The organism is Xanthomonas sp. CFBP 8445 (assembly GCF_025666235.1).
GTDB lineage: Bacteria > Pseudomonadota > Gammaproteobacteria > Xanthomonadales > Xanthomonadaceae > Xanthomonas_A > Xanthomonas_A indica.
In genome coordinates this window covers 4,819,488-4,832,823 of the sequence record NZ_CP102594.1, presented here as the reverse complement: position 1 = coordinate 4,832,823, position 13,336 = coordinate 4,819,488, and the positions used below count along the sequence as shown (strand labels likewise).

The following is a 13,336-nucleotide window of genomic DNA, read 5'->3' as shown; positions in this document are numbered from 1 at the left end:
CCATGCAGGCGCGCCTGCAGGCCGGGACGGACAGGTGACGTTGGGAACAACGCTCAGCGATCGCCGTCGAGCTTCTCGGTGCGGATCTCGCCGTCGGACACCGGCTGGAAGCCCTGCTGCGCCGGTGGCGTCTGGCCCTGCAGTGGCACGGTGCTGGCGGCGGCGTCGGGCGCGGCGGTCGGTTCGGGCGTGGGCTGCGGCGCCGGCATGCCCGGTGCCGGGGCGGGGCCCGGGCTGCCGTTGCTGTCGGTGCCGCGGCTCTGCCGCGCGGCGTAGGTGGCTTCCTCGAGCTTGTCGCGGAAGGCGACGATGTCGTTGGACGGCCGGTTGGTAGTGCGGCCCTCGAAGATCATCCGCGGCGTGGTGTTGCTGCCGTAGGCATTGAGGTCGGCGGCATCGTCGATCTGCAGCGCCGCGCCGTCCAGGGCGACGCCGGCGAACAGACCGCGGGCGCGCGACCACGACCAGATCTCGGCCTTGAGCTGGCCGTCGGTGGCGGCGGCGGCGTTGCGCCCCACCGGGCCGGCGGCGACGCCGGCATCGGCGCCGAGGGTGAACTTGCCGTTGACGATGTTGTCCAGGCTGCGGTCGTTGCGGAACACCAGCACCACGTCGGAGGACTGCACGCCGACCTGGAAGCCGATGCTGCCGCCGGTGAGCTTGACGAACACCGGGTTGGACCAGGTGCCGTCGGGGCGCTTGACCGACATCAGGCCGTGGCCGCGGCGGCCGCCGATCACCAGGCCGGCCTTGAGCGTATCCGGGATCACCACGATGGCGCGGCCCTCGTCGAGCAGCTTGTCGGGAATGGCCTGCTCGGGAATCTTCTGGATGTCGGTCAGCACGCGCAGCGCGTTGCGGGCGCGCTCGTCCTCTTCCGGGCCGGCCACGGCGTGGCCGACGAACAACAGGGTGCTCAACAACAGGGCGAGGCGCGGCAGGAGGGGCATGGCGGGCTCCGAAGTAGGTCCGCAGCAAGATACTGCAAGCGCTTGAACTTAGTCACAGGGCAATGAATCGGCAATGAGTGGTGCCGGGAGTGGTGCCGGGCTGCGCGCAGGCGCCATCGATCGCCGCGATCGAGCGAATCGACACGCCGTGGCGTGCGCGCTCTGCCACAATGCGCGCATGTCCGACGCACCCGAGACCGCCATCCTGGTGGTGAATCTAGGCACGCCCGAGGCGCCGACCGCGCCTGCGGTCGCCCGTTATCTGGCCGAGTTCCTCGGCGACAAGCGCGTGGTCGCGATCCCGCGGCTGTTCTGGTGGCCGCTGCTGCACTGGGTCATCCTGCCGCGGCGCTCGCCGAAGTCGGCGGAGAAGTATGCGCAGGTGTGGCTGGCGGACGGTTCGCCGCTGGCGGTGTACACCCGGCGCCTGGCCGAGGGCATGCAGCGCGAACTGCCCGGGCACCGCGTGGCCTGGGCGATGCGCTACGGCGCGCCGGCGCTGGCGCCGGCCCTGGATGCGCTGCGCGAGGCGGGCGTGCGCCGGATCGTGGTGCTGCCGCTGTACCCGCAGTATTCGACCACCACCACCGCCTCGATCGAGGACGTGGTGGGCGCCTGGCAGGCGCGCCATCCGCAGCTGCCGGTGCGCCTGATCGAGGACTATCCGACCGATCCGGCCTGGGTCGAGGCGGTGGCGGACAGCGTGCGTGCGCACTGGGCACAGCACGGCCGTGGCGAGCGCCTGTTCTTCTCCTTCCACGGCCTGCCGCAGCGCGTGGCCAACAACGGCGATCCCTACCCGCAGCGCTGCGAAGCCAGCGCGCAGGCGATCGCCACCGCGCTGGGCCTGGAGGCAGGGCAATGGGAGCTCGGCTACCAGTCGCGCTTCGGCGCCGAGCGCTGGCTGCGTCCGTATGCCGAACCGCGGCTGTGGGAGCTGGCCGCGCAGGGGGTCAAGCAGGTGGACGTGATCTGTCCCGGCTTCGCCACCGATTGCCTGGAAACCCTGGAAGAAGTGGCGATGGGCTTCGTCGAGACCTGCGCCGAACGCGGCATGCAGGTGCGCTACATCCCCTGCCTCAACGACGCCCCGGCGCACGCGCGCGCACTGGCGCAACTGGCGGCCCGCGCCGCATGAGCGTGCGTCCCTTCGCCTGCCCCTCGCGGGTGGGCGCGCTGGCCGGGTTGCGCAGCGGAGACCCGGCGGGGCCGAAGGCGCTGGCCTTGCACGGCTGGCTCGACAACGCCGCCAGCTTCGTGCCGCTCAGCCGACACCTGCCGCAGCTGGACCTGGTGATGCTGGACCTGCCCGGCCATGGCCACAGCAGCGCCTTGTCCGATGGCGCCGAGTACCTGCTGGCCAGCGCCCTGCATCCGGTGCTGGATGCGGCCGACGCGCTGGGCTGGGAGCGCTTCGTGCTGATCGGCCATTCGATGGGCGCGGCCATCGCCAGCCTGCTGGCTGCCGCGGCGCCGGAGCGTGTCGAGAAGCTGGTGGCGATCGAAATGCTGGGCGGCCTGGCCGAGAGCGAGGCGGGGGCAGTGGCCCGGCTGCGCCATAGCGTGGCCAGCACCCGCCGCGCCACCGCCACGCCGTTGCGCGTGTTCCCCGACCTGGCCGCGCCGGTGCGGGCGCGGATGCTGGCCAACCAGCTCAGCGAACCGGCAGCGCGGCTGCTGGTGGAGCGCGGCGTGCGCGCGGTGGATGGGGGCTACGTGTGGCGCAGCGACCGCCGCCTGACCCTGCCGACGGCGATCCGCGCGACCGAGCCGCAGATGCAGGCGCTGCTGGCCGGCATCGAATGCCCGACCGCGGTGGTGTTCGCCGACCCGGCGCAGGACATGCTGCCCGAGCCGCTGCGCCTGCAGCGCGCCGCGTGCCTGCGCGACGGCCGCGTGCACACCTTGCCCGGCACCCACCACCTGCACATGGAACAACCGGCGGCGGTGGCCGCGGTGCTGCGCGAGTTCCTCTGAGGCGGCCGCGGCCGGCGCGGCGGTCGCCGCACTGCAGTGCGCTCCTGCGGCGCCATCGCTCCGTCGCACACTCCGCACGCGGACTGCGACGCACGCATCATCGGCGCTGTGCAGCCCGCCGCGGTCGTGCGCTTTCCGGCGTCACAGTTCGGCATGTTGTCGCCGAGCCGTCGCGTTTCGGAAAACTTCTGCGCACAGCGTACGCGCACCTTTCGCCCTGCGCCGCGCCTCCGATGATCCGCTTCCTTCGCCGCTACCGGGTCGGCCCACGCCTGACCTTCGCTTTCGCTGCCCTGCTGTTGATCTGCGGCGCCCTGATCGTGGCCAGCCTGGCGTCGATGGCGCTGGCGCGGCATCAGCTCGACGACATCGCCCTGGACAAGATGGAGAAGATCCGCCTGTCCAACGCCATGGTCGCCGCGCAGGCGCGGCTGGAGATCGGCCTGCTCAACGACGTCATCCTGACCAACCCGGACGAGAAGCAGGCGGTGGTGCGTGCCATCGGCGCAGCCCAGCGCGACTACGCGCAGGCACGGCGCACCCTGTTCGCGCTGCGCCTGGACCCGGCCGACCGCACCGGCGCACAGCTGCGCGCGGCGATCGACAAGGCCTACGCGCAGGTGCAGCCGTTCCAGTCGCAGGTGCTGGCCCTGGCTGCCGACAACCAGAACCTGGATGCGCAGACCCTGCACCTGTACACCCTGCAGCCGCTGCTGGCGCAGTGGCAGCAGGCGATCCAGCGCAACGCCGCGCACCTGCGCACGCTCAGCGACGGTTCGTACGCGCAGGCGGTGGCCACCATGACCCGCGCGCGCTGGATGCTGCTGCTCGGCGGCGGCCTGTTGCTGGCGGTCAGCGCCTGGCTGGGCTGGTGCATCACCCAGAGCCTGGTGCGGCCCTTGCGCGACGGCACCCGGGTGGCCGCGGCCATCGCCGCCGGCCAGCTCGATGCGGTGGTGCCGGCGCAGGGCCACGACGAAGCCGCCGATCTGCTGCGCAGCATGCAGACCATGCAGACGCAGCTGCGGGCGGTGCTGGCCGAGCAGCGGCGGATGGCGCAACAGCATGCGGACGGCGCCATCGCCTGGCGCGGCGAGGCAGCGGCGTTCCCCGGCGACTACGGACAATTGCTGCGCGACGCCAATGCGCTGGTCGACCTGCACGTCGGCACCGCGCAGTCGACGGTGGCGCTGATGCGGCGCTACGCCATCGGCGATCTCAGCGAGGACATGCCGCGCCTGCCCGGCGAGCAGGCCGCGATCTCCGAGGCGATGGATGCGATCAAGGCCAACCTGGGGACGCTCAGCCGCGACATCTGGCACCTGGCCGAGGCTGCCGCAGCCGGCGACTTCAGGGCACGCGCCGACCTGGGCGCGCACCAGCACGATTTCCGCATCATGCTCGAGAGCCTCAACCAGTTGATGGCGACGGTGGACGGCAACCTGGGCCAGTTGTCCGGGTTGCTGCGCGCCATCGCCAGCGGCGATCTCGGCGTGCGCATGCACGGCGACTTCCGCGGCGTGTTCGCCGACATGCGCGACGACGCCAATGCCAGCGCCGACCAACTGGCCGCGATCGTGGCCGGCATCCAGCACGCCGCCGCGGCGATCGACGCCGAGGCCGGCGCCATTGCCGGCGGTCACCAGGACCTGTCGCAGCGCAGCGCCGAACAGGCCGGCACGCTGGAGCGCACCGCCCGGGCGGCAGCGCGCCTGACCGCCACCGTCCGCCAGAACGCCACGCACGCGCACCACGCCAACGAACTGGCCGACGCGGCGACGACCGTGGCGGGCCAGGGAGGGGCTTCGATCGACGCGGCGGTCGGTGCGATGCAGGGCGTGGAAGCGGCCTCGCGCAAGATCGGCGAGATCATCGGGGTGATCGACGGCATCGCCTTCCAGACCAACATCCTGGCGCTCAATGCCGCGGTGGAGGCCGCACGCGCCGGCGAACAGGGCCGCGGCTTCGCCGTGGTCGCCAGCGAGGTGCGCGCGCTGGCGCAGCGCTCGGCCGATGCGGCCAAGGAGATCAAGCGCCTGATCGAGGCGTCGGTGGACCAGGTCGCGGTGGCCTCGGCACAGGTGCACGATGCCGGCCGCACCATGGGCCGCGTGCTGGCATCGGTGAGCGAGGTCAATGCGCTCATGACGGGGATCGCGGCCGCGTCGCAGGAGCAGGCCGCCGGCATCGACGAGGTCGGCCAGGCGATGGCGCAGATGGACCACAGCACCCAGCAGAACCTGGCGCTGGTGGAGCAGGCCACTGCGGCCTCGCGCGCATTGGAGCAGCAGGCCGGCAGCCTGAGCGAGGCAGTGGCGGTGTTCCGCCTGGCCGGTGCGGCACCGCCGGTCCTGCCTGCGGAGGACGAATTGCCGGTGCTGGCGATCCAGCCTGCGCCAGCCGGCTTCGACTACGCGCGCAGCGCCTGATGCGCAGGCCTTGGCGGCAGGATCGGGCATCGCGTGCGCAGCGCGCGCGGCGACCAGCGTGTCTTCCCTCGGCACGCCACATCCGCGGCGTCAGGGGCCTGCGGACAGCGTTGTAGGGGTGCGCCCTACACACTCAAAGTGAAGCTTGTGTGTAGAAAAATTTTCGCTTAAGTTGCGCCCACGCCTGCCGTCAACAGGCGTAGACGCGATACGTCCTGAGTTCGCGGCTCGATCCCGGCGTCCTGACATGCCGGCGTAGCGCCGCACGGACCGTACCGCCTCGCTGGCGCCGGAGGACGCGCCTGATTTGCGGTAGGCGGGAGGAGAGGGGGGCCTACCGGGCGCTGCATGGAGTTCTGCTTCCGCAGCGCTGGGCCAACACACCACGATGCGAGCGCATCGGCGCGGCCACCCACCGCCTTTATCCCCCTTGTTCGCACCCCCGCTCGCGCCATCTCGTGCCGCAGCGCAGCATGCTTGCCCGATGCGCTACTCAACCGCACCCTCGCCGCTGACGCCGCGCGCACCGCGATGTTCGGCGTTCAGCCGCGGTCCGGGTGCACCACCGCCGGGACGCTTCGAAGAACGTGCTCGGCCAAGCCTGTCGTGTGCAGCTTGTTTTGTAGGAGCGGCTTCAGCCGCGACAGGCTTCCCCGGTGACGCCCGTCGCGGCTGAAGCCGCTCCTACGGCGCGTTTCCCACCGTTCGCAGATGCGCGCTTCAGTCCCGATCCGGCCGCAGCAGCCAGCGCAGATGCGCCTTGAGCTGGCGGCCGTGCTGGTGGAACCAGGTGCGCTCGGCGCGCCAGTCCGGGAAGCGTGCTTCCACCTCGTGCCAGAACGCCGGCGAGTGATTGGCCTGGATCAGGTGGCAGAGCTCGTGCACCAGCACGTACTCGAACGCCGAGGGCCGCCCCAGTACCAGTGCCAGGTCCAGGGCCATGCTGCCGTCGGGCGCCAGCGAGCCCCACTGCGAGGACATGACCTTGTAGCGCACCGCGCGCGGGGCACGCGGCAGCGACGGCAGATACTGCGGCAGCCAGCGGCCGACGTCGGCGCGGGCCTGGGCCTCGTAGAAATCGCGCAGCGCGCGGCGCAGCGCCGCATCGCCGCCGCGCGGCGGCAGGTGCAGGTGGGCCACGCCGTCGGCGACCTCGATGCGCGCGTAGCGGGCGTCGTGCCAGGCCACCGGCAGCGACTGCCCGCGCAGCGGCAGTTCGCCGGCTTCGCCGGGCCGCAGTGGCGTCAGCGTTTCGGCGGCGACATAGCGCGAGAGCTGCTGCGCCAGCCACTGTCGGTTCTCCAGCAGGAAGCGCTCGCCGGCGATCAGGCTGGCGCGCAGCGGCAGGGTCAGCCGCGCGCCGCGTTCGTCCACGCTGAGCTTGATGCGCCGCGCGCGCGGGTCGCGCACGCGCAGCACCTCGACTTCGCGCTCGTCCAACCGGAAGCGGACGAGGTCGCGTTCGACGGCCGCCGGGGGCGGCGCGATCAGGCGACGGAGCAGATCGGGCATGGGCACAGCATACCGCCGGCGCGGGCGCGCACGGTGACAGCCGCGTGCGGCCGCCTCCGCCGCGGCATCAGTCGGCCTTGCTCAGCTTCAGCGCGTCTTCCAGCAGCAGGAACAGGCGCCGCACCTCGGCGCTCATCAGCGCGAAGCGCGCGTCCAGTTCCGCGCGCACGCCGTCCTGGTCGGCATGCTCGAGCTGGTCCAGCGCGCCGTCGAGGAACTTCAGCTTGCGGATCACCAGGTCGTCGCCGAGCACGAAGGACACGTGGTCGTCGAGCACCAGCGCCAGCTTGGTCACCTGCTTGCCGGCTTCCAGGTGCTTGTCGATCTCGTCGCAGCGCAGTTCCTGGTGCTGGCACTTGACCACCGCGCCGCCTTCGATCGGATCCTTCATCTCGCACTCTTCGCCCAGGCTCAGGCCTTCGGGCAGCGGCTCGCCGGCGATCCAGCCGGTGAGGATCGAGCGCGGCGCCACCTCGGCGTTCAGCGGCAGCGCCGGGAAGCTGCCGAGCAGGCCGCGGATCTCCGACATCACGTTCTCGCCGGTCTTGCGGCTGGAGGTGTCCACGGCGACGTAACCGTGCTGCAGGTCGAGCATGGCATCGGTGCGCGAGGACTTGACGAAGGCGCGCGGCAACAATTCATGGATCAGGTCGTCCTTGAGCCGCTTGCGTGCGCGGCCGCCGGGGCGCCGGCCTTCCTTCTCCTCGATCTCGGCGACCTTGCGCGCGAGCAGGTCGTTGACCACCGAGCCGGGCAGGATCTTGTCCTCGCCGCCGACGGTCAGCCACAGGAAGTCGGCGATGCGGTGCGACAGCGCCTCCTGCTCGTCGCGGCCGAACGGGGAGATGAAGCCGCGCGAGCTCATTTCCAGCGGGCCGACCGACTTGAGCAGGACCTCCGGCAGGAGCTTTTCGACCTCGGAAAAATCGAGCGTGGTGGGGAAGCGGAACAGGGTCAGATTGCGAAAGAACATCGAGCATCCAGCGGAAGGAAACGGAACGGTCCGGCGGCGTGCGCCGGGGAGCGGCGGCCATTGTCGCATCGTGTCCGCCCGGGTACCGCATCGGGCGGTTCAGCGAGCAGGCTCAGCCCGGCGCGTCGTCCGCCCAGGCGCCAGCCGGGGCGATCGCCGCGCCGCCGATCGCGGCGAAGTCGAACAGTGCGCGGTCGGCCAGTTGCGCCGGATGCACGTTGCCCAGCGCGCGGGCGATCTGCTCCACCCGCCCCGGATGCTCGCGGTCCCACTGCTGCAGCAGCTGCCCGACCTGGCGGCGCTGCAGCGTCTCCTGGCTGCCGCACAGCGTGCAGGGGATCAGCGGGAAGGCCTGCGCCTGCGCGTAGGCGGCGATGTCGTCCTCGCGCACATAGGCCAGTGGCCGGATCACCACGTGGCGGCCATCGTCGCTGCGCAGCACCGGCGCCATCGCCGCCAGCTTGGCGTGGAAGAACAGGTTCATGAAGAACGTGGCGACGATGTCGTCGCGGTGGTGGCCCAGCGCGATCTTGGTGAAGCCGTGCTCGGCGGCGTAGCGGTACAGCGCGCCACGGCGCAGCCGCGAGCACAGCGAACACAGGGTCTTGCCCTCGGGCACCACCCGGGTGACCACCGAATAGGTGTCCTGCTCGATCACATGCCAGGGCACGCCGCGCTGGCGCAGGTAGGTCGGCAGCACGTCGGCGGGAAACCCCGGCTGCTTCTGGTCCAGGTTCACCGCCACCAGCTCGAACGGCACCGGCGCCTTGCGCTGCAGCTGCAGCAGGATGTCCAGCAGGGTGTAGCTGTCCTTGCCGCCGGACAGGCACACCATCACCTTGTCGCCGGCGCCGATCATGCCGAAATCGGCGATGGCCTGGCCGACCTGCCGGCACAGGCGCTTGCCCAGCGCCGCGGCGTCGCGGGCGGCAGGCGGTGCGGGATCGGCGAGCGGGTGCAGCGGCGGCAGGGGCAGGGGCGAGGTCATCGGCGGTAGTGTAGTCGGCGCGGCTGGCACGGCGCTGCGCGGGCGACGTTGCGGGTCACTCCAATTCCGCCACCTCGATCGTGCCGAACATGCTGGTCAGGCGGGCGATGACGGTGCCGAGGCAGCGCAGTCCCGCGCTGGTGTGCGCGCAGAAGGACAGGCCGTCTTCCGCGCTCATGCCGCGTCTCGGGCGGGCCAGTACACTCGCCCCAGCCACGCACGCAGGGTCGCCCCATGTTCAAGAACCTCATCCCCAAGATCTTCTACGCGCGCATGCAGGACGGGCTGGCCTTCTTCGTCGATGGCCTGGGCTTCCAGGTGCTGTACCAGGACGCGACGATGGCGGTGATCGCGCGCGACGGCGCCAAGGCCTATCTGGTGGAGAACGCCGAATGGGCGGCCAAGGACCGGCCGGAACTGGGCATCGAAACCGACAGCATCGACACGATCCATGCCGAGCTGTCCGCACGCGCGCCGCAATGGCTGCATCCCAATGCCCGCACCGTCGCGCTCAAGCCGTGGGGTGCGCGCGAGTTCGCGATGCTGGATCCGACCACGGTCTGCGTGGTGTTCCGCGAGTGGCCGGCGCAGCCGTAAGCGGCGGCGCACCTGGCGAGCCGCGGATGCGCATGCGCAAGAAACAGGATCTGCCGGAAAAGCCCTGTCTGCACTGCGGCCGGCCGTTCCGCTGGCGCAAGAAGTGGGAGAAGGTGTGGGACGAGGTGAAGTACTGCTCCGACCGTTGCCGTGGCGAGCGCAAGCGCGTGCGCGTGCCGGAGGCGCCATGAGCCGGGCCGTGCGCTGGCGCACCGCATGCGCGCAGGCGTGCCGCCCTGCATGAGCCCGGTGCCGCCCACTGCCCACACCTTGCGCCTTGTGCTGGGCGACCAGCTCGATCCCGAGCACGCCTGGTTCGACGTGTGCGATCCCGGCGTGGTGTATGTGCTCATGGAAGTGCGGCAGGAGACCGACTACGTCCTGCACCATGCGCAGAAGATCCTGGCTGTGTTCGCCGCGATGCGCGACTTTGCCCGGCATCTGCGCAGCACCGGCCATCGCGTGCGCTACGTGGCGATCGACGACGCGAGCAACCGCCAGTCCATCCCCGCCAATCTCGCTGCGCTGATGGCGCACTACGGTGCGCAGTGCCTGCAGTACCAGGATCCGGACGAATGGCGCCTGGACCAGCAACTGCGGCAGTGGGGCGCGGCGCAGGCGATCGCGATCGAAGCGGTGGACAGCACGCATTTCTATACCCGCCGCGGTGAACTGGCGGACTTCTTCCGCGGACGCCCTCAGTGGTTGATGGAGCACTTCTACCGGCACATGCGCAAGCGCCACCGGATCCTGCTTGCGGCGGACGGCACGCCCGAGGGCGGGCAGTGGAACTACGACCACGACAATCGCCAGCCCTGGCATGGCGATCCACCGCCGCCGGCGGATACGCGCCCGACCCACGATCACCGCGCGCTGTGGGCCAGCATCCAGGCCGCTGGCGTGGACAGTTTCGGCCAGCCGCAGGCAGACGCGCTGCGCTGGCCGTTGAACCGCGCCGAGGCGCTGGCGTGCCTCGACCGGTTCATCGCCGACGGCCTGCCACATTTCGGCCGTTACGAAGATGCGATGAGCACGCGCAGTCCTCGCCTGTTCCATTCGCAGCTCTCCTTCGCCCTGAACACCAAGATGCTGCGGCCGCAGGAACTGGTGCAGCGCGCGCTGGCCGCCTATGCCGCCGGGGCGGCGCCGCTGGCGGCGGCGGAGGGCTTCGTGCGGCAGATCCTGGGCTGGCGCGAGTACGTGCGCGGCATCTACTGGGCGCACATGCCCGGCTATGAAGCGCGCAATGCGCTCGGCCACGCCACGCCGCTGCCGGCCTGGTTCTGGACCGGCGACACGCACATGCGCTGCCTGCACCACGCCATCGGCAAGTCCCTGCAGGATGCGTACGCCCACCACATCCAGCGGCTGATGGTCATCGGCAACTTCGCCCTGCTGGCCGGCCTGGATCCGGCGGAGGTACATCGCTGGTACCTGGGCGTCTACATCGACGCCTTCGAATGGGTCGAACTGCCCAATACCGTGGGCATGAGCCAGTTCGCCGATGGCGGCCTGCTCGCGACCAAGCCTTACGTCAGCAGCGCCGCCTACATCGACCGCATGAGCGACTACTGCCAGGGCTGCCGCTACGACCGCAAGCAGAAGACCGGTTCGCGGGCGTGTCCGTACAACGCGCTGTACTGGGACTTCTTCGCACGGCACCAGGACACCTTGGGCCGCAATCGCCGCCTGGACATGGTCTACCGCCAGCTGGGCAAGTTGCCGGCCACACAACTGCAGGCCTTGCGCGCGCACGCGCAGCATCTGCGCGAACGCCTGGACACGCTGTAGCGCGGGCCACGCGCATCGAACGCGAGCGCTGCACATGCCCGCATTGCCGGAACGTGTCCTGCGCCCCAACCGAATCGTGCAGCGCGCCGCGCATTCGCGCGCTGTCGCATGCGATGCGTCTGCCATCGCGCAATCTGTTACCTGCGTTCCGGTCGATCGCCATGCGCTCAAGCACTCTATGCCGCCGGTCGGCGCAGGCCCGCCGGTTGCACTCGAAGTGTCAGTGACGCGGTGACAGCCGGATGACTGTCGTGCGTCGTGTTGTTTCCCCCGCAACCCTATCGAGCATGATCATGACCACGACGCTTTCCCTCACCACCAGCGCCCGCGCGCTGGGTGTGCTCGCCCTCATGACCACCGCCACGGCGATCGCCGCGGTCCCCGCGGCGCCGCAATGCAGCGTGCCGCAGGCCTGGGCGCTGCCGACCGCGGCCACGGTGGTCGGCAACGGCACGCAGGCCAGTTGCACCGCCAGTGCGCTGGCCGCCGCCGCTGCGCAAGGCGGCTACATCACCTTCAACTGTGGCGCCCAGCCGACCAGCATCGCGGTCGACCGTTCGATCGTCATCGCGGCGACGACGCCCACTGTGATCGATGGCCAGGGCAGGATCACCCTGGATGGTCGCCAGTCCGTCAGAATCCTGCTGGTCAACGCCGGCAGCGCGCTGTCGGTGCGCAACCTGAAACTGCAGAACGGCAGTTCGGTGCAGCCGGCGTCCAACCAGGCCTACGACCCGGGCACCTGGGGCGGCGGCGCGATCAAGGTCGGCTACCGCGGCAAACTGGAAGTCCTCAACAGCCAGTTCCTGGCCAACCGCAGCAGCATCGGCGGCGGCGCCATCTTCGCCGGCAGCGACGCCGAGGTGACCATCGTCCGCAGCGGCTTCTACAAGAACAGCTCCTGGCTCGGCGGCGCGCTGTACACCCAGCTCAGCGGGCTGACCATCGTCGGCTCGGAGTTCGCCAACAACCAGGCGATCAATGCGCCGCAAGGATTCCCCGATGCCGGCAATTTCGGTGGCGGCGGCGCGATCGACACCGACGGCGCGTCGCTGGCCGGCTATCTCAAGGGCGGCGTCGGCAGCGGCGGCACGCTGGCGGTGTGCGGTACCGTGGTCCGCAACAATGTCGCCGCCAACGGTTCCGGCGGCGCCACGCTGTGGGCGTACGCGCCGGACACCATCGACGTGAAGTATTCGACCTTCGCCAACAACGTCGCCACCGGTGGCCCGGGCGGCGGCGCCCGCATCAGCATGGGCTTCACCGACACCTCGCATGCCGGCACCGCCATCACCACGCCGGGCACCATCCGCGTCGCCGAGACCAGCTTCCTGTCCAACAAGGCCGAACAGGGCAACGCCGGCGCGCTGTACCTGGATTGCTACGGCGCCTGCGACGTCAGCAACAGCACCTTCTACGGCAACTCCGCCAAGGGCGTGGGCGCGGCCATCCAGCATGTCGGCTGGCAGCCGGCCAATGGCGACCAGGGCAGCCCCAGCGTCCGCTTCAACAACGTCACCTTCGCCGAGAACACGCCGTGGGTGACGCTGTTCGGCGACAGGTTCGACCTGCGCAACAGCATCCTGTATTCCAAGACCGAGCGGGTGTTCTGCAACAACCAGAGCAACACCGGCAACAACCTCATCGAATACTCGGCCAAGGGTGCGGTGTGGCCGAACGCCTGCCTGGCCGCGGGCAATGTGAAAGCGGCCGATCCGCTGCTGTCGGCCCCTGCCAACAACGGTGGACCGACCCTCACCCAGCTGCCCGCGGCCAACAGTCCCGCGCTGAACGCCGGCAGCGGTTGCGCCGCCATCGACCAGCGCGGCAATCCCCGCGATACCGCCGTGTGCGATCTCGGCGCGGTGGAGATCAAGTAGGCCGATTCACGGTCATGACGTGCATGGCACCGCGCGGTCGCGCCGGCTTGGCCGGTGCGGCTGCGCGTCTGTCGCCGGGATGAGGAGAGCCGCGCGGACCTCGCCATTGCAGGCATGACGCGCGTTGCGGTGCATGCCAACAACGCCGTTCGAGCCTGCGCACGCGCTGCGGACGATACGGTGGCGTATCTGCTTTCCTGGGCATCGGCGGTGTTGCGCGACGGCGCGGCGCCGCCGAC

12 protein-coding genes are annotated in these 13,336 nt (G+C 70.4%); 7 read left to right on the top strand and 5 right to left on the bottom strand.

The window, feature by feature from the left end; genetic code table 11:
- Positions 1–53 precede the first annotated feature (53 nt).
- Complete coding sequence (locus tag NUG21_RS20810) at positions 54–950, bottom strand: lipid-binding SYLF domain-containing protein (protein ID WP_263391915.1); 897 nt, start codon at positions 948–950, stop codon at positions 54–56.
- Between the two features lie 178 nt (positions 951–1,128).
- Between NUG21_RS20810 and hemH the strand changes: the two genes are divergently transcribed.
- From hemH to NUG21_RS20795, 3 genes are all read left to right on the top strand, one after another.
- Positions 1,129–2,088, top strand: a complete 960-nt coding sequence (gene hemH, locus NUG21_RS20805; RefSeq protein WP_263391914.1) for a ferrochelatase — start codon at positions 1,129–1,131, stop codon at positions 2,086–2,088.
- Entirely contained in the window at positions 2,085–2,927 is an 843-nt protein-coding gene (locus NUG21_RS20800; protein ID WP_263391913.1) for an alpha/beta fold hydrolase, read from the top strand. The genes hemH and NUG21_RS20800 overlap by 4 nt, the downstream gene beginning before the upstream one ends.
- A gap of 233 nt (positions 2,928–3,160) precedes the next feature.
- Positions 3,161–5,356: a methyl-accepting chemotaxis protein gene (locus NUG21_RS20795; protein ID WP_263391912.1), complete on the top strand. Its 2,196-nt coding sequence runs from the start codon at positions 3,161–3,163 to the stop codon at positions 5,354–5,356.
- Between the two features lie 720 nt (positions 5,357–6,076).
- Here the strand turns inward: NUG21_RS20795 and NUG21_RS20790 are convergent.
- The 4 genes from NUG21_RS20790 to NUG21_RS20775 form a co-directional block, all read right to left on the bottom strand.
- Positions 6,077–6,868: a M48 family metallopeptidase gene (locus NUG21_RS20790; RefSeq protein WP_148828610.1), complete on the bottom strand. Its 792-nt coding sequence runs from the start codon at positions 6,866–6,868 to the stop codon at positions 6,077–6,079.
- 67 nt (positions 6,869–6,935) lie between these two features.
- On the bottom strand, positions 6,936–7,841 hold the full coding sequence (locus tag NUG21_RS20785; RefSeq protein WP_242082704.1) for a recombination-associated protein RdgC: 906 nt from the start codon (positions 7,839–7,841) through the stop codon (positions 6,936–6,938).
- Between the two features lie 112 nt (positions 7,842–7,953).
- Complete coding sequence (gene ttcA / locus NUG21_RS20780; protein WP_263391911.1) at positions 7,954–8,829, bottom strand: tRNA 2-thiocytidine(32) synthetase TtcA; 876 nt, start codon at positions 8,827–8,829, stop codon at positions 7,954–7,956.
- Between the two features lie 55 nt (positions 8,830–8,884).
- Positions 8,885–9,007 carry a hypothetical protein gene (locus NUG21_RS20775; protein ID WP_255421445.1) on the bottom strand — a complete coding sequence of 41 codons (123 nt, stop codon included), beginning with the start codon at positions 9,005–9,007 and terminating at the stop codon, positions 8,885–8,887.
- A 56-nt stretch (positions 9,008–9,063) separates the two neighbouring features.
- Here NUG21_RS20775 and NUG21_RS20770 point away from each other — a divergent pair, with 56 nt between their 5' ends.
- The 4 genes from NUG21_RS20770 to NUG21_RS20755 all read left to right on the top strand — a co-directional run bounded on the left by NUG21_RS20770 (position 9,064) and on the right by NUG21_RS20755 (position 13,097).
- The gene (locus NUG21_RS20770; protein WP_019796037.1) at positions 9,064–9,426 is read left to right on the top strand and encodes a VOC family protein; all 363 of its coding nucleotides are present in this window, start codon (positions 9,064–9,066) and stop codon (positions 9,424–9,426) included.
- Between the two features lie 26 nt (positions 9,427–9,452).
- Entirely contained in the window at positions 9,453–9,617 is a 165-nt protein-coding gene (locus tag NUG21_RS20765) for a DUF2256 domain-containing protein (RefSeq protein WP_019796038.1), read from the top strand.
- 49 nt (positions 9,618–9,666) lie between these two features.
- Positions 9,667–11,217 (top strand): cryptochrome/photolyase family protein, encoded by a 1,551-nt coding sequence (locus tag NUG21_RS20760; protein WP_263391910.1) that lies wholly within the window; start codon positions 9,667–9,669, stop codon positions 11,215–11,217.
- A 287-nt stretch (positions 11,218–11,504) separates the two neighbouring features.
- Positions 11,505–13,097: a choice-of-anchor Q domain-containing protein gene (locus NUG21_RS20755; protein WP_263391909.1), complete on the top strand. Its 1,593-nt coding sequence runs from the start codon at positions 11,505–11,507 to the stop codon at positions 13,095–13,097.
- Positions 13,098–13,336: the final 239 nt, after the last annotated feature.